The 21,699-nt window shown below is 49.5% G+C and carries 16 protein-coding genes, 1 pseudogene and 1 riboswitch; of the genes and pseudogenes, 13 read left to right on the top strand and 4 right to left on the bottom strand.

Annotated features, from left to right (window positions below; translation table 11 throughout):
• Positions 1 to 86 precede the first annotated feature (86 nt).
• The 4 genes from QWT68_RS10180 to QWT68_RS10175 all read left to right on the top strand — a co-directional run bounded on the left by QWT68_RS10180 (position 87) and on the right by QWT68_RS10175 (position 5,466).
• Positions 87 to 4,412, top strand: coding sequence for an endonuclease (locus tag QWT68_RS10180; protein WP_348539795.1), 4,326 nt, complete (start codon positions 87 to 89; stop codon positions 4,410 to 4,412).
• 271 nt (positions 4,413 to 4,683) lie between these two features.
• Complete coding sequence (locus QWT68_RS15610; protein ID WP_431312224.1) at positions 4,684 to 4,935, top strand: ATP-binding protein; 252 nt, start codon at positions 4,684 to 4,686, stop codon at positions 4,933 to 4,935.
• A complete protein-coding gene (locus tag QWT68_RS15605; RefSeq protein WP_431312223.1) occupies positions 4,931 to 5,164 on the top strand; it encodes an ATP-binding protein in 234 nt (77 codons plus the stop codon). The genes QWT68_RS15610 and QWT68_RS15605 overlap by 5 nt, the downstream gene beginning before the upstream one ends.
• Positions 5,131 to 5,466, top strand: coding sequence for a magnesium chelatase subunit ChlI family protein (locus QWT68_RS10175; protein WP_290148233.1), 336 nt, complete (start codon positions 5,131 to 5,133; stop codon positions 5,464 to 5,466). Before QWT68_RS15605 ends, QWT68_RS10175 begins: the two co-directional genes overlap by 34 nt.
• Before the next feature lie 903 nt (positions 5,467 to 6,369).
• Here the strand turns inward: QWT68_RS10175 and QWT68_RS10170 are convergent.
• Complete coding sequence (locus QWT68_RS10170; RefSeq protein WP_290148231.1) at positions 6,370 to 7,017, bottom strand: response regulator transcription factor; 648 nt, start codon at positions 7,015 to 7,017, stop codon at positions 6,370 to 6,372.
• Positions 7,018 to 7,088: 71 nt separating this feature from the next.
• A riboswitch (cyclic di-GMP riboswitch) is annotated at positions 7,089 to 7,156 on the bottom strand.
• A gap of 316 nt (positions 7,157 to 7,472) precedes the next feature.
• On the opposite strand from QWT68_RS10170, the gene QWT68_RS10165 reads away from it, so the two are divergent.
• Genes QWT68_RS10165 through QWT68_RS10155 form a run of 3 tightly spaced genes read left to right on the top strand, consistent with a single transcriptional unit; the run spans position 7,473 to position 9,343 of the window.
• Entirely contained in the window at positions 7,473 to 7,880 is a 408-nt protein-coding gene (locus tag QWT68_RS10165) for a hypothetical protein (protein ID WP_290148230.1), read from the top strand.
• Positions 7,881 to 7,910: 30 nt separating this feature from the next.
• Positions 7,911 to 8,684, top strand: coding sequence for a hypothetical protein (locus tag QWT68_RS10160; protein ID WP_290148229.1), 774 nt, complete (start codon positions 7,911 to 7,913; stop codon positions 8,682 to 8,684).
• A 47-nt stretch (positions 8,685 to 8,731) separates the two neighbouring features.
• Positions 8,732 to 9,343 carry a hypothetical protein gene (locus tag QWT68_RS10155; protein ID WP_290148228.1) on the top strand — a complete coding sequence of 204 codons (612 nt, stop codon included), beginning with the start codon at positions 8,732 to 8,734 and terminating at the stop codon, positions 9,341 to 9,343.
• 208 nt (positions 9,344 to 9,551) lie between these two features.
• On the opposite strand, the gene QWT68_RS10150 is transcribed toward QWT68_RS10155, so the two are convergent.
• From QWT68_RS10150 to QWT68_RS10140, 3 genes are read right to left on the bottom strand one after another with little or no spacing between them, the layout of a single operon-like run.
• Positions 9,552 to 11,399 carry a hypothetical protein gene (locus tag QWT68_RS10150; protein WP_290148227.1) on the bottom strand — a complete coding sequence of 616 codons (1,848 nt, stop codon included), beginning with the start codon at positions 11,397 to 11,399 and terminating at the stop codon, positions 9,552 to 9,554.
• A 21-nt stretch (positions 11,400 to 11,420) separates the two neighbouring features.
• Positions 11,421 to 11,909 (bottom strand): prepilin-type N-terminal cleavage/methylation domain-containing protein, encoded by a 489-nt coding sequence (locus QWT68_RS10145; RefSeq protein WP_290148226.1) that lies wholly within the window; start codon positions 11,907 to 11,909, stop codon positions 11,421 to 11,423.
• A 15-nt stretch (positions 11,910 to 11,924) separates the two neighbouring features.
• Entirely contained in the window at positions 11,925 to 12,353 is a 429-nt protein-coding gene (locus tag QWT68_RS10140; RefSeq protein ID WP_290148225.1) for a type IV pilus modification PilV family protein, read from the bottom strand.
• A gap of 324 nt (positions 12,354 to 12,677) precedes the next feature.
• On the opposite strand from QWT68_RS10140, the gene QWT68_RS15585 reads away from it, so the two are divergent.
• From QWT68_RS15585 to QWT68_RS10105, 6 genes and pseudogenes are all read left to right on the top strand, one after another.
• Entirely contained in the window at positions 12,678 to 14,666 is a 1,989-nt protein-coding gene (locus tag QWT68_RS15585) for a flagellin N-terminal helical domain-containing protein (protein WP_348539783.1), read from the top strand.
• Positions 14,667 to 14,936: 270 nt separating this feature from the next.
• Positions 14,937 to 15,626: pseudogene (locus QWT68_RS15600) on the top strand (dynamin family protein); the annotation flags it as partial.
• 126 nt (positions 15,627 to 15,752) lie between these two features.
• Positions 15,753 to 17,600, top strand: a complete 1,848-nt coding sequence (locus QWT68_RS10120; protein ID WP_431312222.1) for a TcaA NTF2-like domain-containing protein — start codon at positions 15,753 to 15,755, stop codon at positions 17,598 to 17,600.
• A gap of 11 nt (positions 17,601 to 17,611) precedes the next feature.
• Positions 17,612 to 19,561: a dynamin family protein gene (locus tag QWT68_RS10115; RefSeq protein ID WP_290148221.1), complete on the top strand. Its 1,950-nt coding sequence runs from the start codon at positions 17,612 to 17,614 to the stop codon at positions 19,559 to 19,561.
• A complete protein-coding gene (locus QWT68_RS10110; RefSeq protein WP_290148220.1) occupies positions 19,558 to 21,306 on the top strand; it encodes a dynamin family protein in 1,749 nt (582 codons plus the stop codon). Before QWT68_RS10115 ends, QWT68_RS10110 begins: the two co-directional genes overlap by 4 nt.
• Positions 21,306 to 21,677 carry a hypothetical protein gene (locus tag QWT68_RS10105; RefSeq protein ID WP_290148219.1) on the top strand — a complete coding sequence of 124 codons (372 nt, stop codon included), beginning with the start codon at positions 21,306 to 21,308 and terminating at the stop codon, positions 21,675 to 21,677. Before QWT68_RS10110 ends, QWT68_RS10105 begins: the two co-directional genes overlap by 1 nt.
• The last annotated feature ends 22 nt before the right edge of the window (positions 21,678 to 21,699 follow it).

The following is a 21,699-nucleotide window of genomic DNA, read 5'->3' as shown; positions in this document are numbered from 1 at the left end:
TCTGGTTTGCTCAGAAGGCTTTGCCTATCTAATAATATGAAAATGGGGTGTATTACTTGAGGAATAAGAAACCTTTGCATCTTGGGATGATTGTGCTTATGGTTATTAGTTTGTTTTCACCCGGGATACTTACAGTAAATGCAGCAGGAGCTGCCGTGCAAGTGAAGTCTTCTGCTATGACAGTCCAGGAAGCCATCGACAATAATAGTGGAACTGGTACAGTCAGGGGATATATCGTCGGGTTCATTAAATCAGCTGGTAATGTTTCGAGAACTGAGTTTGGTAGTGACTTGAACCTTGCTATAGCGGACATGCCAGGAGAGACAGACGTGGCAAAAATGTTGTATGTCCAGCTTACTACGAATTTTCGTTCAGATTGGGGCTTGCAAACAAACGCGGACTTGCTTGACAAACAAGTGGATATTTCGGGAAGTCTTGAAGCTTATTTCAACGCAGCAGGTCTAAAAAGCCCATCCAGTATCCAGTTTGCTGATGACGAACAGCTTCCAACACCTGAGCCTGCGCCGGTTATGTCAATTGCAGAAGCCCGGGAAGCTGGCCCTGCTAAGGAAGTAACCATTAAAGGGGTCATCACCGCAAAGCTGAAAAACACAATTTCCATTCAGGATGGGACAGGCGGTCTTGCCGTCCGTCCGACGAGCCTCGCGGCAGAGGTGGGAGATGAAGTGACCCTCACAGGCAAGCTGACCGACTATCGCGGACTGCTGCAGCTCGACAGTGCAAAACTCGTGGAGAAAGCCGTTTCAACAGTACCGGATGCTAAAGAAGTGACGGGTGCGGATATCGGCGAAGTAACGGAATCCCAGCTGGTGACCGTCCATAACGTCACCCTGTCGAGCAAGGAGCAGGGGACCGGCTGGGCGAACTTCATTGCAACAGATGGTTCGGAATTCACCGTCCGGGATGAAAATGACTCCCTCGGCCTGCAGGCAGGCATGACGTATGATTCGATCACCGGCATCGTCCAGCAGTTCGACGATGTCTATCAGGTCATCCCGCGCAGTGCGGCGGATATCGTGGCGGATGCATCCGTCGTCCAGCCAGTCACAGCGGATCCGGGAAGCGGGACATTCATCGATGGTGTCAATGTAACATTGACAACAGGCACAGTAGATACGGAAATCCTCTATACGCTGGACGGGACCGATCCGGTTGAGAACGGAGCGACATACGCGTTACCGCTTGAAATCACGGACGACGTCCAGCTGAAGGCGGTTGCGAAAACAGCGGACGGCCGGACATCGATTGTCCAGACATTCGACTATTTCATCACCGATGCACTCAAGATCCATGACATCCAGGGGCCGGGCCACGACTCGCCGTTCGCAGGACAGACTGTGGAAGGCGTCAAGGGCATCGTGACATACAAATATGTCATCCAGGGATCGACGTATTACCATATCCAGACGCCGGATGACCAGCGGGACGGCGATCTGCGGACGTCCGAAGCGATTGTCCTGTACAGTGGGAAAGATACATGGAACCTGAAGGAAGGCGATCTGGTATCGGTCGGCGGCCAGGTGAGCGAGTACGCGATCGATGGGTACTCCGACCGTCAGCAGACCGACCTGAGAACGACGCAGATCAACGTCCGGGATGACCGGGGCGGTACCGTGAAGATTCTGGAACGCGGCGTCAAGCTGCCGGAACCATTCGTGATCGACGAATCGAACCTGCCGAAAGATGCTATCCTGAGCGAAGGGCTGAAGGAATTCGATCCTGCGAAATACGCAGGCGATTTCTGGGAGAGCCGGGAAGCGATGCGCGTCCAGGTCGGTGATGTGAAAGCGGTCGGTCCGCAGCAGCACGGAGATCTTGCGACTGTGTTCGGAAGCCGGAAAACGGACACGAAGAACGGCGGCGTCCTGCTTCGGCAGGACAAGCCGAACGCGGATCTTATCCAGTTCCGACTTGAGCCGAATACGACCGCCCGCAATTTCGAAGTGGCGACGGGCGACAAGTTCAAGGGACCGATCGTCGGCGTGGTCGGGTATTCATTCCAGAACTATAAGATCTTCGTCGGCTATGAGGAGATGCAGGACAAGTACGTGAAAGGATCTGCTGTACCGGAAATGACGACCATCGTGAAAAATCCGGAGAAGCTGACGATTGCGTCGTACAACTTGGAGAACTTCTCGAACAACCGTAAAACGACGTCAGATGATAAGGCCGGGAAACTCGCGCGGGCGATCGCCAACGACATGCACAGTCCGGATATTGTCGGCGTAACGGAAGTGCAGGACAACAACGGACCGGATGCCGGCGGACCTGAAGCGAATGAAAGCTACGAGCGCCTGATCCAGGCGATCGTGGAAGCGGGCGGTGTGAAGTATGAGTATGTCAATATCGACCCGGTCAACAACGAAGACGGCGGGCAGCCGAATGCGAACATCCGCGTCGGATTCCTGTACAACCCGGAGCGGGTATCACTGAAGGGCGGCGTGCCGCATGGGGATGCTATGACACCGGTCGGGTATGAGAACGGCGGCCTGACCGTGAATCCGGGGCGGATCGATCCGTCGAACCCGGCGTTCGCAAGCAGCCGGAAACCGCTGGCTGCGGAGTTCACGTTCGACGGTGAGGATGTCATCGTCATCGCGAACCATTGGAACTCGAAAGGCGGAGACACGCCGCTGTTCGGCGCAATCCAGCCGCCGGTGTACAAGAGTGAAATCCAGCGTAAGAAGATTGCCCAGATCGTCCATGACTTCGTGGCCGATGTAAAGACGAAGAACCCGGACGCAAACATCGTATCCGTCGGGGATTACAACGATTTCCAATTTTCGGATGCTTTGAAAATCTTCGAAGGCGATCTGATGACGAACCTGGTCAACAAGGTGCCTGAATCGAGCCGCTATTCGTATGTGTACCAGGGCAATTCACAAGTGCTCGACCACGTGCTCGTGTCGAACAACCTTGCAGATGAGGCGGAAATCGGTATGCTGCATGTGAACGCGGATTACACGGATATGGCGGGCCGTGCGAGCGATCACGATCCTGTTCTGATCCAAGTTTCACTAGTCAAACCGCAGATGATAGCTGAGAAGTTCTATGAATTTAAAGCCTTCAAAACAAAAAAATTGATTATCGGGAAACCGAGTGTAGACGTTCTGGTAGGTGCCCAGTCCGCAATCCGTGAAGGCATTCTATTTACTGGCAACTATGCGAAGTTTCACGGTGAAGGTTTGAAAGATGTAATTGTTACTATTAAGCCATCGAAACCCGAAGCGGTTATTGATTTCGCTGGAACTTCAGTGAAGAAGGTTGTAGTAGACGGAAAGAATGTAAAGGAAATAAAAGGAGCCGAAAACATTCAAGAGATTGAATTTACAAACGGAGCTACAAAAGAAGCAATTAAAATCACAAATTCAAAAGGGGGCCCCATTGGGGTTCCTTCTTTTCCTAATGAACCGATTCCTCCGGTGATCACTAAAAAAATGTCTAACTTGACATTGCGATCAGGTGAGGAAATTGTAATCAATCTTAGCGAATACTTCGAACAGACGGCAGATAGTTCACTGACATTCTCATCTACTAAAGGTTTAGTTGACGGGAACATCCTGACCCTGCACTTAGATGAAGGCAATCATATAGTTGGAGTGACTGCTAAAAATAAATATAACCTAAGTGCCACACAATCTTTTTCAGTTACTGTACTAGCAAAGGATCAATCTGATTCCCCCTATTATCAAAATGCAGCAGGAAAAGAAGGGGAGGCTTTAAAAAATGCTTTACATACTATTATTTCTGACCATCGCAAGCTGACATACGGAGAAGTATGGGATGCATTGAAGCAGACAGATGAGGATCCTAACAATGAAGATAATGTAATTCTCCTTTATTCAGGTGACTCTCGCCCAAAAAGTAAGAGTGGTGGCAATGTCGGAGACTGGAACCGCGAACATGTATGGGCTAAATCACATGGTGATTTCGGAACTTCCGTAGGTCCAGGAACAGATATCCATCATTTGCGACCAACTGATGTCCAAGTTAATAGCACGCGTGGAAATCTGGACTTTGATAATGGTGGCGCATCAGTTAAAGCGTGTAACGGGTGCTTTAGATCTGCAAACTCTTGGGAACCGCCAGATCGGGTAAAAGGAGACGTTGCTCGTATGTTGTTTTACATGGCAACCCGGTATGAAGTAGGCGATAAAGTAGATCTAGAATTGAATGAAAAGCTGAATAACGGGAAAGATCCATATCACGGGAAGTTGTCCGTTCTTCTGCAATGGCACTTGCAAGACCCAGTTGACGAATTTGAAGAGAAGCGAAACGAGACAATTTATGAAATCCAAGGAAATCGAAATCCGTTTATTGATCATCCGGAATGGGTTCATCTTATATGGGATATACCAAACAGGTCATCTGACTTACGCATTGCTTCTTAATTGAGAATCTTTTAAGTTGCCTTATACCACTATTTCAAATATCTCAATAGTTGACGAACATTATAGGCCGTATAACTTATTTTCAACATTTTTGAGTGGTACTTAACAAGAAAAAGAGGTCGCTGTCCCGTTGTGGACGGTGATCTCTTTTTTCTTCCCGAGTAAACTGGTGAAAAATGTTCTCTTCTGAACAGTGACATGCACAGTATTTCTGGCAGTTATAATTTAGCGGCTGATACAAGGGTCTGTCCGGATATAGTTTTCATGACAGATAGAAGATTATGGGCTAGTCTTTACAGCGTCTGCCGCCTGGTTAAGGAGAACCGAGAACCCCCGGTCCGTTCGCCTCACTGGTCACCGTATCATTCGGCTTCCGCTAATTTCCCTCGTAGGTGGCGGCACGTATTCGAAACCGATCGAGATCTCGCTTGCCCACCGTGACGTGCTCTTCCTGGGCGAGCTCGTTGAGTTCTCCTGCAAGACGCTCGACATCCTGCGGCAGCCAATGTTAAGGGGATATTGAAAATCAGCGGATACGACAGTTGGTGACCTACCCGGCACCGTTCCTTCTGCTAGTGGCAACGAGCCTATGCCCCTGCGGATACTTCGGGTCTCCAGAACACTATTGCGCATACACGTCTCACCAGATCCGCGACTACCCAGCTGATAGCATCCGGCCCGCTGCCCGACCGTCTAGATTTTGTATTGACGCTGAAGGATGTCGGGCTACAGAAAGACACTCTTCGAGTTAGCGGCCATTAGGGAGCGCGAGACACGTGCGCGCGGACGGCAGCAGGGACGCTATGACCATAACGGACTGAGCGGTATTGTCTCTGGCAGCCGGCTGCTCGACGCAAGCAAACTGACCGGTGAGAAGCTTGGCAATATCTGCTTCGGCAAAAAATGGAGCAACCGGACGCAAGTGAAATTGATACGATTGGCGAGGATGATCGCTGATCTGGCGGGTGCTGACCAGGTGCCGGAAGAAGGCATCGTGGAAACGGTCCGGTGGAAACGGCAGGCGGCGATTGGGCAACAGTTCCACATTATCTAGCAAAAAGGAAAGGAGTGAAGCTATCAAGGCTATCACGGAAGCGCAACTGACGGCCAGGCGCCTATTATCACGTCATCATGCGCGACACTAACCGGGCGAACGTATACAATGACAACCAGGACAAATCCCACCTTTTGCGCTGCCTCGCCGACGTGTACGAACGGTTCCGTTTTCGAATCCAGGCATAATACGTGAAATCAAACCAATACCAAATTCTACTCACCTCGGACGACGAGCTCAGCAAGATTATGGGCCTCGTCAATTAGCGTTAAAGTGATTACTATTCGAAACGGTACCGGCACGACGGCTACATCTATCAGCGTCGCAATTACGCAAAACTATCAACACGCCCGCCGGCCACCTTAGCGTCAGCCGTTACATCCACCGGAAACCGATCGAAACCGGAATCACCATGGTCAACGAGCTGACCGAACCCGCACAGCTCATTCAAATATTACACAGCACCAGACCAGCCCGTGCCGGGTTATCTCACCACCGGACGGCATCTGGACTGCCTGCCGACTTATTACGAACAGAACGAGAGCGGCTATCGCATGCACTGTCTAAAGGAACTGGGAGAGCAGGAGGAAATGGAGGTGACAGTCTGGACGAGAGAACTGACATGAACGGGTAACGAGATTAACATAATCACGTGCAACCGACCGCTATTCTTTCCTGATAGCGGTTTTATTGTGTCTCCTCCTCTCCATATTGTCGTATGAAGGCCAGATTGCCAGATAGCTGCAACTAGGAATTTACACTGTCCTCAAGCAACAGCAAAAGAGACCGCCATGCCCCTATGGGACAGCGATCTCTCTCTTCAATTCATTCTCAAATTCCCAGAACTGTGTCTGAGTTGTGTTGTGCACAGGCACGCGATACATACTGAACAGACCTGAACGCTCAAACACTCACTTCATAACGTGCAATCCCTTTCGCATTCGCGTATAACGCAGCATGCGTCCGATCTGCAAGACCGAGTTTGGCCAGCACCTGGCTGACATGCTTTTTGACGGTGAACTCCGTGACAAACAGGTCTCCTGCAATTTGGCGATTTGACAACCCTTGCCCGAGTGCTTGAAGGACTTCGAGTTCTTTGTTGGTTAACTGATCATGAGGAGGGTTCTCCGGTTTCTTGTCTGCTGTGTTGGCAAGCAGGTTCACCAACAGTTGAGAATCATAGTAAGTCCTTCCCAGGCGGATGAGATTCAGTGCACACATGAATTCCTCCTCCGTTGCAGTGCTGGCGAGCAGTCCGTCCACCTTGGATGTTTTCACCTCATAAAATTCCTGCTGAGTGACGGACTCCGCCAGCACTAGTGACTTTCCGCAATAGCCATTCGTTCTGACCTCTTGTATGAGCTCAAGCCCGCTCAGAGTACCAAGACACCAATTAGCAATCAGCAGGTCGGGCGGACTCTGTCTGATGAAGGGGATCGCCTCCTCCTTTGATATGGCTTCCCCGCAGATATGAAAGCCAGGGAAATCCGATAGCAGTGTTCGCAGTCCGCTTCGGACAATTGGTCTGTGATCGATGATCAGTATCTCCATTCTGCACCCCACCCATCTACTTGTTTTGACACAAAAAAGACCTGCAGACAGACGGATATCCCCGTCATCCCAGGTCGGTTGCACCACTCACTCCATGCACTCCAGGTGCCCACATACGGAATGCACTTCCTCGTTTCCTTCTCTCTATTCTGTTTGTCCCATACATACTATATCTCAACGGATAAAAGGATTTTGTCAGACGGCGTTCCGCAAATCCACTAGTTTTGTCTGCCATTGCTGAAACCAGATACAACTAGTCGATGAGGTGAACGAAAGTGGAAGCTTGAAGTAGACTACCGCTCCTGAAAGAGTAGACGAATGAGGGAAGAAGGGCAGACGATAGCCCCCTATACTGAAGATAGTTCCACAGACACAACAAAACGGTTGCTGCAAAGGAGGACAAGCCAAGGAAAGCTCGCATATCGATAGTGAGGTGGGAAATGAGAAAGAAACGGATGATCGTCATCACACTCTTGTTGCTGGTGATGAGCTCATCTGCCAGTGCAGAAACGGGGAAGCACCCGTTACAGGATTGGTACGATGGTGAATTCAAGCCGAGAAGTGAACGTCTGGGAGCCGTCACCGCGGATGGACTGTTCCAGGTGTTCCGGATGACCCGGAAAATAAGTCAGCAGAGCGAGAACCTATTCAGCCTGGCCATGCTGGAATTCAGCGACACCAACACTAAGGAAACAGTCTTGGGCATCAAAGACTACAGGCGAAAGATTGAGAACGAAATAGCAACAGCGAAGAACCAACTGGAACAAGAAGATTTTGAAGCATACAAAGAACAACTGGCCATCGAGCGGACTGTAGCCGCGGAAGTGGATGCCGTTCTCGGAGATGTGCTCAGTCAAGACTAACCAATACTATACTAGAAAAGAGGAATTCATATGTTGAAAACAATGAAAAGCAAAGTGATCGCAGGCGCAGTAGCTGTAGGGGTTCTGTCAGGCGGCGGAGCGGTACTGGGGGCAACAGATGCAGGTCTTGTGTTGAAGGGCTGGTATGACGCCAAATTCACTACTGCTTCCGACAAAGTATCCGCGGACTCGGCGGCATATGCCAGCTCACTGGCACCTGGTCTGGCTGCCGAGTACCAAGGCGTAAAAGACAATACGACAAGTAAGTTAAAGGAAAAAGGTGACTTCGTAACAGAAGTGACCATCGAAGGAATCGATAAGCAAAGCCAAGGCTATATCGATCAGATTAATACGCAAAAAGCACATATCGAGTCCTATATGTCCAGTCAATTCAGTGAGCTGTCCACATTCGCCAAAGGAATGATCGAATCGTCAGGCAATGAAGCGCTGGCATATGCGAACAGTGACTTGAATGCCCATGCATCTGCAGAAGGTGCAAAAGTGGTTGCAGACGTGAATGTAAAAGTGAAAGACGCGACTGCCGAGGCAGCAAGTGCACTACAAAAAGCGATTGATGATGCGAAGACCTCTTTGCAAAGTCAGCTGAATACCCAGCAAGCCAACACGACAGCGGACATTAAAAAGATGATCGACAGCGAAATCACCAAACTGCGTGCAAGCATTACAGCGGCCAACAATGCATTGATCAAAGAGCATGAGAGTACAATTACATTTGCAGCCAAATCCTTGCTGGTTAAAGGACAAAATCAATTAGACAGCATCGTCGGTTCCATCAACAATTAATATCAGTCCGCTATTGAGTCGGTGCAGGACGAGAAAGGAGGAAACCAATGCTGAACCAAGATGAAGTCTCCCGCAAAGTGTTCATTCTTCTGTTCGCTGTCCTGTTGATGTGGACAGCAGGAACTGGCGGAAGCCATGTACTTGCAGACACTAGTATTCAGGGCCGTTTGATCGGTTGGTTCGATAAGCAGAAAAACCAATCGATCCAGGAAATGGACCAAGCGATCACCGCGGAAAAGAACCGCCTGATGGACAGGCTGCGATTCGAACTGCAGCTGGAGACCCAGCGGGCACAAGCACAGCTGGCACAACATACAGCAGCAGAAACTGCCGGCAGCATTCAGGAATTGCAGAAATATGCCGATGCTCTTTCGGCAAAAATCCATGTCAGTAATGACTCGCAGAAAGCTGCAGTGTCATCTGCAGTAGATGATGCGCTGAAACGTGCGAAAGCGATCATACAGGGAGCTGCAGTTGTGCCGGAGGTTCCTCCTGTCGTCCAGCCGGAACCGGCACCATCAAAAGACGCGACTGCAAAACAGCCTGATGAGGCAGCTACAGCTGAAGAAGCAGCCCCAGCACCAGAAGCCGTCACACCGTCTGCGCCGAACACTGAGGTAGAGCCGCCTCAGACAGAACCGGAAGCAGCAGGTGAATGACGACAGGAAGTACAATAGGGAACGAAACAAAAAGAGAGATGGCAGCAATACTGGCCATCTCTCTTTTTTATTGCAGTGGAGTGATCTTGGAAACTGTAAATAAACGAGTTAGAAAACTTCTTAAACGTCAGAATTGCAAGCGACTGGACTGCCAAGTGAGCAAGTTAAAATTTTCCTGTCGTTCTACTGGAAAAATTGAAACGTTTCATCAGTAAGTCACTTTATCCACAACCGGAGCTTTCCAGTCAATGGTTCCGGTGTTTTCCGGTTCCTCAGGAGTTTCCTCGGTTTGGACGGCACATTTTTTGCTGAATTCCTCGGGTGCTAGCTGGATGATATTTTTGTTGGAATGGTTCGGGTTGCTCGTTTGCGTCTGATAGTAGATCTTGCTGTTTCCATCCATCTTCAAGTCCCTGACCTTAAGGTTGCCGGCGCAGACTTTCGCGTTTTCCAGTCTCAGGACGTCGGAGTCCAGTGAACCGGTGGCCATGATGGAATTTTCCAGTTTCAGTGGTGTCGAAGAAGTGATACTGGCGGCGGTCAGCAGGCTGTTTTCCAAATCCCCGCCGTTTGTGAGCGACAGCCCGCTGCTGATGATGAGCTTCGAATTGTCCAGCTTGAAGTTCTCGTTTGCCGTATACTTTCCTTTGACGAGCATCTTTACATGCTCCAGATCTGTGCCGTTTGTTGCCTTAACCTCGCCGCCGATGGATATATCAGAGTTTTTGCTGAGCAGCACCGTTTGATTATGTGTCATACCCCCACCAATTTGAATTCGTGAATTAAAAATCCTGGATCCATTAGCTGCTGTCACGTCTTTGTTTATTTTGATATCGGATCCTTCGACGTAAAAGAGTCCGCCGCCGAAGCTCATCGTTTCGCCGATTTCAATTCGGGAATTATGGAATTCGGCTCCCTTTGATTCGTATATTTTCTTCACATTGAAATCGGTATTCTTGAATGTTGCGTTATCGTTCGCCTTGTACGTATTCGTTATGATGAACGAATTCTCAATTTCCGATTGCTGGAATGTCAATGTATCATTTATCGTTAAATGGGAGTTGGAGATCTTTGCTTTCCCATGGCCATTTATAAATGTGCTTGCTTGAAGTTTTGTTTTGTTGATAGTGATAGGCTGATACGTTGATATTAAGCCGCCGACAACCAATAGTGTGTCTTCGGCCAGAAAACTGGCAGGCGTGAAATTCCCGCGTATGTTGAGGGACGAATTCTCGACATGGACATTTCCCCAGGAATCCAGCTTACCTGTCAGATAGACTCCTGACTTATTGATTGTATAATTGGGTTCGCTGATTTCCTGCTGCGCACACTGTTGGTTTTCCAGCAGACGTCCCTTGGGGTGGCATGCAGAAGCCGGCTTACTGATTGCGGCCGGTTTCTCGGGAGTCGCCGGCGGTGCAGGTGCTTTCAAAACGGGCATCCCGATCAGGCTTCCTGTGCTGTCGTTTTTATCATCAGGATTCTCAGGCTTTCCTCCGTCTGCTGTAAGAACTTGCGGAAAGATGAACCGGAATTCGAAATCCAGGTTTTTCGTTTTCGGCTTACCCCCTTGTGGGAGCTTTCCTTCCACTCTTCCTTTAACGAGCAGATAGGCAGTGCTGCCGTCCTGTTCTTTATCCACATCAGCAGCTGTCAGGTGATGGGTATACGTATTGAAAAGGTCGGTTTCAGGACTGTCCTTCAATTTCTTCAGCTCTTGTATTTTTGTCTCTAGCTTGTTTCTGAAATTTCCTACCATCTTTAGCTGAATGGCTGTGTAGTTGATCGGTTTTTTATCAGCAATATAGCCGTTCACCAGGCTGTTGAACTCAGCCTCCAGCTGCTGTTCGTCATACAGCTGTTTCAGATGCCACGTATAGTAATCGACGCCGGCTTCAGCAGAAACAACGACCAGATTGTTTTCATCGAGGGTCTGTCCCTGGGTGGCATTGCTGATCGCCCCGCGCATGAAGACAGCTGTGATGACGGTGATGAAGACGATGGCGAACAAGACGATCAGCAGTGCATACCCTTGTTCTTTTTTCACCTGGCGCATAGTATCGGTCCCTCCGTCCATTTAAGGTTTCTGTCTGTCCTTTGTCCGGTAGCGTGAAATTGTCGTCGGCACCGTGACCGCCTTCTCATGACCCGGCCGCACCACCGTATCCAGCACAGTGAACCCCGGCAGTTCGAGGTTTTCCTTCGTGGGCGAGTAGGTCCGGTCTACATACTTGTTGCCTGTACTGTCTCCGGCGCGATACCTGACCGCATCGCTGACAATGTGATTGTACTCATCAAGGCTTTGACCATCCGAATCTCTGCACGATTCGACCTGGACTTTTTCCTCCGAGATGATCAAACGGTAAGTGTCACAGTGACGATGGACTTGCTGGAGTTCGGCGATGACGAGATTGGCCTCCTGCTGCAGACGTAAAGTGGAGGTTTCCGATAGATTGAACTGTGCCGCTATGGAGATGACTGACCAGATAATGCCGGACACTAACGCGACCAGCACGAGGGCGGCCAGCACTTCGACCAGTGTCATTCCTTCTTCCTTTCGCTCCATTGTCAATTCACCTCTTTACCTGAGCTCGACATACCCGAACGACTCGCTGGTCAGTTTTCCGTCCTCTTTGACGGATATATGTATTTTATGGAGGCGCGGAACAGGTGCTGAATCGCTGCAGGCATACTTCGGTCCACCTGAAGTCTTTTCAGCATCATGGCAATCGACTTGGATATCATAGCCGGTCTTCGAGAAGTCATACGTCTCATAAGGATTGGCAGGTGTGCTGCTGCTCCGTCTTCGATCAGGGGTCAACCGGGCAGGGGATTCCTTCAGCGCCGCCAATTCCTGTTTCGCCAGGTTCATCGTCACGATCTTCGATTCGGTCCGCTGGTTGAATAAGTCCATTTGCGGAAAGATCGTCATGAATCCGACGAACACGATCCCGAGAATGAGGAGTGCAGCCAGCACCTCCACCAGCGTCAATCCCTTTTCATCAGCCACGTTCATGCACCTTCTTTCTGTAGAGACTTGTATAGTAAACTGAATGGCTTGTCAACTGAGTCTATCTTCTCATTAATGCGGCGGAGAAGTAAAGACTGTCTCTGAAAAAAGTTGAACCGGCTGTAGTTGGAGCACTATCACATAGTATTGAAAATACGAGGATAACTTTTCACGTCTGCGTCAATTGGATTAGGCAGAAAAATATATTGCGACCCACACGATTAACGGTATAATGTAAATACTTACAAATAATCAACCCTATTAGAATCAGGCAAATGGAATTACTAAAACGTCCATCTGCTATTAGTTGAACTCATAAATGAGGTGCTGATCATTCGGACAAGCAATGCAGGGCTGGTAAGCCATTTGCTGCATACAATACATAGACAGACAGTCAATTACCAGAAATCAAACAGGAAGATTTCTTCGGGTATGAAAGTTACGCAAGCTGCCGACGACGCGGCCGGCTTAGCGATCTCTGAAAAAATGCGTGGCCAGATCCGCGGATTGGCGCAGGCGGACAGGAATATTCAAGACGGCGTCTCGCTGGTGCAAGTGGCAGAAGGGGGATTGGCCGACATCCATTCCTATTTGCAAAGGGTACGGGAGTTGAGTGTACAGGCAGCTAATGATGTTTTGACATCAGCGGACCGGCAGGAAATTCAGAGGGAAGTCAGCCAGCTCATTGCAGGGGTGGATCAGATTGCAAATCATACGACCTTTAATACGATTCAGTTACTGAATGTGGAGATGAAGCAATCCTATTATGATAAGTATTTCGATCAGGTGGTCGGAGTACCGGAAATTCCACCGGTCGAAGGGATCGACCCGCCCTTTCTGCCTATGCAGTGGTACCATGTTTCGAAAGAGGAGATCGGCTTCATGCCGCAGGGGAATCACCAAGCTATCGCCACAAATGGCAGTAGTGCTGTGATTGCGGGGTCGTGGTCCGATTTCCTTGTATTCGATTCCTCAAAGCCTGAAGGGGAGCAGTGGTCTAAAGAAGTGACGATGACAGGACTTGACGGACAGCTCGTTTCTCATGACTACCAAAACTTCTTTCACGACGTTTTCTGGGATGGCCGTCAGTATGTCGCCATGAAAGAAAAGGGCGCTGTTTTCACCTCCTCTGACGGACACCAGTGGCAGCAGAAGTTGTCTGATATGACTGGTCCTGACTATAAAGTGAAACTCCAATCTATCACATCGAACGGAAATTCCTACATTGCGGTCGGCTGGAAAGAATTTGGAGCGATCGGTAATAACCTTCGTATCGAACAAGTCATGTACCGATCAGCCGATGGGCAAGAATGGGAGGAAGTTTCCGTCCCGCCTTATGCCAGTTCCGCCAGCAGATTGAATGATGTGCTGTGGAATGCAGAGAGAAACGAATTTATTGCAGTCGGAACTAATGGTCTCGTCGCGAGATCTTCAGATGGCATGCAGTGGGAAAGGAACTTTCATATCGGCGGTGGCTTTGGAAGTTTCACAGGGATCACTTACAGTGACGGAAAATATGTCGCAGTAACTGGAGACGGAACGCATGCAAAGATTTTCTATTCGGAAGATGGAACGTCCTGGTCTGACGACGTGCAGCCGATCGGTCCAAGTCTATCGGCAAGGCGGTACAACGGTGTACAGAAAACCGGCGATTACTTCATAGCATTGGGAACTGAAACAATTGGCCATGCCATCTCCAAAGACGGCGTAAACTGGATGCGGGTTCCCTCGAACAATTGGAATGGTTATTTGAAGGACTCCGTGCAAGTCGGAGATACGATCATCGCGGTTGGAAATGGGCAGTCCAGGAATACGGGGATTTTCATACTAGGCCCACGTGATAAAAATGATACGGATTCAGAAGAGGGAGAAAACGGATCTGGCAATTCCTCAGGGGAGTCCCATGGTTCGCATGACCCGCAAGACTTGCTGCTGCAGGTCGGTCCGAATGCAGGCAATACATTCAGAGTCGAACTGTCTGATGTCCGGGCGTCCAGTATGCGCATTGACAATGTCAGCGTGCTGACCCGGGAGAATGCAAATGAAGCGCTTCTCAAGCTGGACAAAGCGATAGGAATTGTATCGGATCAACGGACAAAATATGGCGCCTATGACAACGCACTGAACCATATTTCCAATAATGTACAAAACTATGGAGAGAACATTACGACTGCAGAATCCCGCATCCGAGATACGGACATGGCGAAAGAACTGTTACTCTCCATTAAATCCTCTCTTCTTTTGCAGACAAACCAGACGGTCATGGGTCATTCCAAAGTCATGGCAGAGAGTGTTCTGCAGCTCCTGAAATAATGACGATCTTTATATGCTTTTAGGTCAGCCTCCTGGATGGGGAACGGGAAACCAATAAGTTGTACGACTCCTACAGATTATTTGCCTCTGCAACCGGATAAGGTTGCAGGGGCATTTCTCTTTTGACAAACTCGGTTTCTGGATGAATGTATTGGACTATGTTGTGAAAGAGAAAAAATAAGTCCGAAATAACAAAAAAATAAATCTAAAATGTTACTTTGTACCTTGTATTTAGGCTTTTAACACTATTATAATAGATCTATACAGAATATGGACACGTTGGCAGGGAGGAGGGATAGGATGAGCGACTGGCAGGGAAAGCTGGAGATGGTGTTAACAGATTTCCGACGGCAGCTAAACGGATCATCAGCTTACATAGAAGATGCAAAGCAGAAGGTTGAAGAAATCCTCGCTGAGATAGGCAGACCTGTACGAGTGAATGTCCTTGGCGAGTTCAAAGCGGGTAAATCGACGTTCATCAACGCACTGCTGCAAGAAGATATCGTCGTTTCCGACGTCAACCCCGCAACAGCCGTGACGACAGTCATTCAATACGGTGAGACAAAGAGGTATCGGGCGATCCTCCAGAATGGCCAGGAAATCGAGCTGACGGATAAACTCTTTGCCCAGTTGTCTGCAGAAGGTGCTGGTGGTCTGGAAGACCTGCGAAAGCGGACAGATCATCTGGTTTTGGAACTGCCTATCGATTTCCTTGGTGATGTTACGCTTGTGGACACGCCGGGTTTCGGAGCTAAAGATGCTCATGATGAAATGACCAACCGGCATATGACCGATTGCGATTGTGCCCTTTGGATTTTGCCGTATGGCTTATGTGGAACCCCTGGTGAGAAGCGGAAGTTGACGGAATTGAACCGGTTGGAGATTCCCGTCTATGGGGTCATCAATAAGATAGATATGCACAATGAGGAGGAACCGCTCGACGAGTATTTGGAATCTGTCCGACGCCTCTTCCAGGGGGATCTTATTTCACTGACACCTGTTTCCGCGGAGCTGGCACGCATGGCGCATGGAGATCGAACTTCCGAAACCTATCGATTCAGCAAGTGGGAGGGCGTCCATTCATTGATGGAACATATCTTCAATGAGAAGTACGAAGAGAAAAGAATTGTACGCGGACTCACAGCATTCGTTGTCTTCCTGAAAGAAAGGATTTTTGCAGAAGCGACGAATCCGGAATTCACTATTGTGAAAGACAATATGGACACTCTCTTGAAGGAGTGGACGAACGAACTGAAGCCGAAATGGGAAACCCTCCTCGCCCATCAGGAATTATTCAAGGATAGGAGAACGGCCATCACTGAACTGGAGGCCGTACCGCTCGATTCCAAAGAAACTTTTCAGGCACTTAAGGGTTCTATCGCAGTATGGCAAGGAGCCCTTCAGTTGGAATTAGTGCAGACGGGTGAGTGGGAGGACTGCGATCTAGTGCTTTCGCAAAACCAATCACTTTCCTCAAATGTCCGTCAGTTGACTGAAGACCGGGACGCTTTGATGACAGATTATCAGCAACTTTGCAGAGGCCGCCGACAGACAAAAAGCGAGTGGCGCCAGATTGCTGTCAGGCAGGCAGTCATGAACGATCGGATTTCAACTTTGCAGGAACAGAGCAGTAAGCATACAGAGATGTATCAAGCTTGTGCAGCTAAGCTTAAAAGTTACTTGAAAAAGCTGAATGAACAGCTGAATAATTGGCAGACAGAAAGTATAAAAACCTTGAACCGATTAGAAAACGAATGGGAATCCGGCAGACGGACGGCTCAGATTGCAATCGGTGAAATTGAGTATTATGAACGTGAAGCGATCGAAGCGACGCAACAGATTCTGCATGGCTACCAGATGACTCTCGGCAGTCTGCTGTCAGATCAGCCATCTGAAACCGTGCCAAGTCCTCTTCGGCTGGCGAATGCTGTGCTGATGGGACTATCACTATGCCTGCCGATCCATGCCTATGAAAGCATGAAAACCTGGCACATATCTATAGATAACGCACCAGAAGCAGATATAAAATCTTCCTCCGTCCGATTGGCAAGCTCACTGTTCAGTCGTCAATCACTACCCATCATTCCGGATGTGCTTGACCTTCCTGTAGAAGAAAGGATTCAGCGGATAAGCCGCCGTCAGAAGCGACGGTTTTCCGCTGCGGCTGCAGTCATTCTTGCAGCGACAGCCGTTTGGCAAAAAGAACAGGTGATCGCTGCAGTTTCCCCGGTTGTTGAAAGTACGGCGGAGTCTGCTCTGTCAGTCTTCCAGATGGCGGATGCATTCTTGAATCGCGATGATGAAGAAGATGGCGGGTACGATTACGGAGAAGCGGCAGCCAGTGAAGATACGGATCAGTTCGTTGAAAACGAGACCCAAGCGTATGACGACCATCAGGCGGCAATGGATACTGGAAACAGCATTCCCTCCTCGTCTGTTGATACAACAGCGGACATAGTCAGTGAACCGGCACCTGAGCAGCAGACTGAGATTGCAGAAACACCATCCGTGCCGGTACAGGCGGCACCTTCACGGCAAGTGACTGAAGAAACTGCCCGCCAGCTGTCTGATTTCATTCTCAACTTTCGAGTGGATTATGAAGATGCTGTGAATTATGGGGAATTCGGATATGTTGCACATTATCTTGCCCAAGGCAGCAAGGCATATGAAGAAATCGAAGAGTATATTCTGGGCATCCAAGGAAAAGGTACATACTTTGAATTCGAGTCGACGGACATACTGGACACAGGCAGCCTCAATGCGAGGGATTACTATGTGGACACAGAAGAGGTTTTCCTGTTCACAGGAAACGAAGGGGACCAGTGGCGATATGTGAAAGGCAAGCGATATATCATCCGTCAGGACGATGATGGATATGCCCGGATTACAGATCTGGTCAGCTTGAAAAATGACAAGATACGTATTGATGAGTAGGAGGGAAACGGATGGGAGTGGAACTTACCCAGTTCAATAGCTGGAAGCAGCTGCTGGACACAGAGCTCCAGGCAATTGAGCTGCAAATGCAGGAACTGGAGTACCAAACGGAACGACAGAAAATAGCGCGGATCCGTAGCCAGATACATGAAGAACGGTTCCAGATGATTGTGGTCGGGGAGTTTTCGAGAGGGAAATCCATGTTCATCAACGCTCTGATGGGGCGTCAGATTCTGCCTTCCCTTTCCCGTCCATCCACGGCGATCCGGAACGCAATCGTCTATAGTGAGACCCCCTATATCCGTCTGCACTATGTGGAAGGCACCCGGCCGCCGGAACTGATCACCGAGGCGGCATTCAAAAAATTAACTGCTCCCATGGATCCCATTCTCGGGGATGAAGAGTCTGAACAAGAGTACGAAGCCGCCAGCCAAATGATCAAGAACATCCAATTCGCAGAAATCGGCCATCCGCTGCCGATTTGCCGGGAAGGGGTAACGCTACTGGATACACCGGGTCTTGGTGATCTGGATGCCAATCGCGGAGCAATCACCAACGAGCTGATCCCTGATTCGGATGTCGCCATCTTCCTTTTGTCTGCAACGAAGGCGCTGTCCAAATCGGAAATGAGCCTACTGCAAGACAGGCTGTTCAAAAATGATATCCAAAAGATCTTTGTCGCCATCAATTTCAAAGATTCACTGATGAAGGACGGTGATGCCCAGAAAGTGTATGACAAAGTGACATCCGATTTGAAGGGCCTAGTGCCGGAGACGAATATCTATCTCATCTCTGCAAAAGAGCAGCTGAACTTGAGGAGGACGCAGAATGGGGAGACAGTCCTCAAACTGGGGAAGCCGATTACCGTCTGGACCGAAGAAAAAACCGGTTTTGCAGAGCTGGAACAGGATCTCGCCGATTTTCTCCAATATGAGAGAGGCGCGGTCAAACTGCTGACTCCGCTCAGAAAATCACAGCGGATTCTGCAGGATATCCTGTTGAACAGGCTGCCGATTGAGCTGAATGCCCTTAGCCGTTCAAGGAATGAACTGGAAGAGCAAGTCAGTAGTTTTCAAAATAAGCTAGCAAACATCCATAAGGCGGGCAGGAAGGCGCAAACGGTCCTCAAAGAAACGATGCTGGCGCATGAGACGACCATCCGGCAATGGTATTTAAGGGAATTGGACGGCATCATGGAAACGGGCATCCAAGCGTTCGACCAGTCTAGTACAGCCGATCTGTCGGAAATCCCCCAGCTTGTGGACGCCGCAATGGCTCCCGAGGAACGCAGGCTGGAGCTTGCATTGAAAGATCGTAAGGAGACGATCATGAAGATTGCAATGGAGCGGGCAGGGAAACTGCTGAACGCGGAGTGGGAACGGCTGGAGCTGGATTTCAATACTGCATTCGGACTTCCGGCACTGTCGAAAGCCGGGAACTCCCTTGAGGCTGGACAGGAAGAGAAAAAAGACCAGGGAATCGTCTTCTTTGAAGAAATCATTGATGAATTGACCTGGAACTGGCATGACAAATCGACCGCAAGTAAGATCGCTTCCGGAGTGGGCGTTGCCGTGACAGGTGCTCTTTATGCCGCTACGCTGATGATAAGCGGACTATTCGAATTGTTCACGGGTGCACCGAGTGAACGGGACCGTTTAAAGAGCCGAATCCATACACAGCTGCGAAATGACCACACGCAGAAGTCGGAAACGTTCGTAAGGGAATGGGGATCGGCGATCGACGTATTCACCGGCAAGTATGGGGCGCTGATCGAACAGCAGATCCAGTCGAAAGAAGAGCAATTGCAGAAAATGCTTGATCGGGCAGCAAGACAAGACGAAAGCTTGGAAGCACAAGCCGATGAGCTGCAGAAAGCGGAACGATCACTTAGAGAATCGAATTACCGTCTGGATGATCTGATACAGAGAGTGACAGGGAAAGAGGAGGCATATACCCGATGACTGCAACAATTGAAAGATCACCGATACTCAAGACCTATGATACGATCAGCCGGCTGCTGCCGGAGAGTACGGCACTTCCTCTGCTGCGTGATTTGCAGCAGGATATGGATCAGGATTATTATACAATCGTGACAGTCGGTGAATTCAAGCACGGAAAGTCGACGATGGTGAACGCCCTGTTGGGAGGGGAATGGATGCCGGCGGATGTGACACCGACGACCGCGTTGATCCACGCTGTTTTCTATGGCGACACACCGGAAATGCATATTATCAGAAAAGGCAAGGAACCGGAAATCCGGCCTCTTGAAGCACTGTCTGAATATAGTGCCGGACAGCCGGGTGAACGTGAGCCGATCGAGTACATCAAGCTGTTCGTGCCATCTCCCTTATTGAAAGAGCGGGTGGTGCTTGTCGACACGCCGGGACTGAACGATTTGAATGAGCAGCGCTCAGCTGTAACGGAGACATTCATCCCGCGGGCGGATGCCGTCCTGTTTACCTTGGACATGAGGGCACCGGTCAGTGAGACGGAATACGAGTTCTTGCAGTCGATGCAGGAGAAACAGGGCATCGAGACAGTCTTGTTTCCTATGAATTTCATGGATATGCTGGAGGAAGAGGAAATGGAAGACACGGCGCATTACATCGAGCGTCGTCTGTCGGGCCTGAAAAACAATAGTATGGTGACAGTGGTTCCGATTTCGGCCAAGCTGGGGTTGGCAGCCAGAACACAGCAAGATGAGGAACTTCTGGCCTACTCCAACATCCCCGTATTGGAAGAGAAGGTGAAAACACTTCTGACAGAAGGGAACAGGCGGCGTGTCAAGCAGGAGCGGAACAGCTACAGGCTGTCTGTCCTGCGCGACATTGCAATCCGGGAAGCGGAAGAACGGCTGGCGATCCTTGAAGCGGATGAGGATGTCCTGAAACAGGAGATGGATCGGATTTCAGGGTGGCTGGCCTCGCAGGATGACTGGAAAGCTGAATTGGATGAATATATTTCAGAGCGGCGTCAGGAAATCGAAAGCATCGCTGTCAAGTCGCTCTATTACTTCTCGGGCAAACTGAAGAAGCAAGTTGCCAATCGCATTGATGTATTCAAAGGAACGGATATCGATCATTTCATCAATACGGAACTGCCTGTGTTCATCCACACAGGGTTTGATAATTGGATTGACCAATATGCCGTACACTTCCGTGAATTGTTCAAAAAACTGGAGATGGAACTCGCTAAAGGTCTGAGCCAGGCCTTTGACGAAACCGTCTCCATCCAGAGCAGAAGCTACCGGGAAATGGGAAGTCCGGAAAAACGGGCGGCTGCGGAAATGCATTACGGCAATGCTACCATCAAAGCCGGACTCGTGGCAGGCGGCGTGTCCGTCGCCGCTCTGTTGACAGGGGCGACGGTCATCCTCCCGGTGATGGGGATGGTCGCATTACCACTCATCCAATCCAAAATCCAGGCGACAAAGCTGGCGAATGCCAAGCCGGAGTTGAAAAATGTCATGGATATGACGGTTTCGGACGTGGCAGCTGAACTTGAAAATGCAATCCGTGAATATATCGGAGAAAATGTCACGAACATCCGGATTGCTGTCCAAACCGAATTCGAAAAGAAATTGAATGAGCGGGCCGGACTTGTGGACGAGCAGCTTACAGGCAAAGCTGAAAAGCAAGAACAGAATGCAGTACAGAAGACTGCCATGAAAGAACTCATTGAACTTTTGAAAGGGGACCAGCAGTAATGGACTACACTCACGATACTTCCCAGTCATCTACATCAGACAGTTTCGATCAGGATTTCAGCCAGCCGGATACGTTGCAGACCGACACTCTGTTCCATAATCCTGTCCATGTAACGGAAGCATACACAGCGCATCATCCCATCCACGGTAATATCCTTCACTTGGAGTATGAGGACCCATTGAAGTATTCAGGAAATTTGACATTTGAACCGTTGACTATCAAGCTCGATCCCCACTTCGTCCATCCTCATGAAGTGAGCGGTTATGAGAGACAGGATGGCACGTATGTGGAGGGATATTATCGCGATGGCGATGGGGATACATCCGTGAACCGGACTGTCGAACAAGGCGGGGGTTACTTCAGCAGATGAACGCCCTTACACCAATTGAATA

This window comes from Sporosarcina trichiuri (genome assembly GCF_030406775.1).
In the GTDB taxonomy this organism is placed as follows: Bacteria; Bacillota; Bacilli; order Bacillales_A; family Planococcaceae; genus Sporosarcina; species Sporosarcina trichiuri.
Note: the sequence above shows the minus strand (reverse complement) of the source record. Positions and strands in the feature narration are given on the sequence as shown.

Bases quoted from the DNA above. Each gene is read 5' to 3' on its own strand.
- QWT68_RS10120 (WP_431312222.1), top strand. From the start codon at position 15,753: ATGGAACATATCTTCAATGAGAAGTACGAAGAGAAAAGAATTGTACGC.
- QWT68_RS10150 (WP_290148227.1), bottom strand. From the start codon at position 11,399: ATGCGCCAGGTGAAAAAAGAACAAGGGTATGCACTGCTGATCGTCTTG.
- QWT68_RS10160 (WP_290148229.1), top strand. From the start codon at position 7,911: ATGTTGAAAACAATGAAAAGCAAAGTGATCGCAGGCGCAGTAGCTGTA.
- QWT68_RS10180 (WP_348539795.1), top strand. From the start codon at position 87: ATGATTGTGCTTATGGTTATTAGTTTGTTTTCACCCGGGATACTTACA.
- QWT68_RS10155 (WP_290148228.1), top strand. From the start codon at position 8,732: ATGCTGAACCAAGATGAAGTCTCCCGCAAAGTGTTCATTCTTCTGTTC.
- QWT68_RS10165 (WP_290148230.1), top strand. From the start codon at position 7,473: ATGATCGTCATCACACTCTTGTTGCTGGTGATGAGCTCATCTGCCAGT.
- QWT68_RS10105 (WP_290148219.1), top strand. From the start codon at position 21,306: ATGGACTACACTCACGATACTTCCCAGTCATCTACATCAGACAGTTTC.
- QWT68_RS10170 (WP_290148231.1), bottom strand. From the start codon at position 7,017: ATGGAGATACTGATCATCGATCACAGACCAATTGTCCGAAGCGGACTG.
- QWT68_RS10175 (WP_290148233.1), top strand. From the start codon at position 5,131: ATGTCGGGCTACAGAAAGACACTCTTCGAGTTAGCGGCCATTAGGGAG.
- QWT68_RS10110 (WP_290148220.1), top strand. From the start codon at position 19,558: ATGACTGCAACAATTGAAAGATCACCGATACTCAAGACCTATGATACG.
- QWT68_RS10145 (WP_290148226.1), bottom strand. From the start codon at position 11,909: ATGGAGCGAAAGGAAGAAGGAATGACACTGGTCGAAGTGCTGGCCGCC.
- QWT68_RS10115 (WP_290148221.1), top strand. From the start codon at position 17,612: ATGGGAGTGGAACTTACCCAGTTCAATAGCTGGAAGCAGCTGCTGGAC.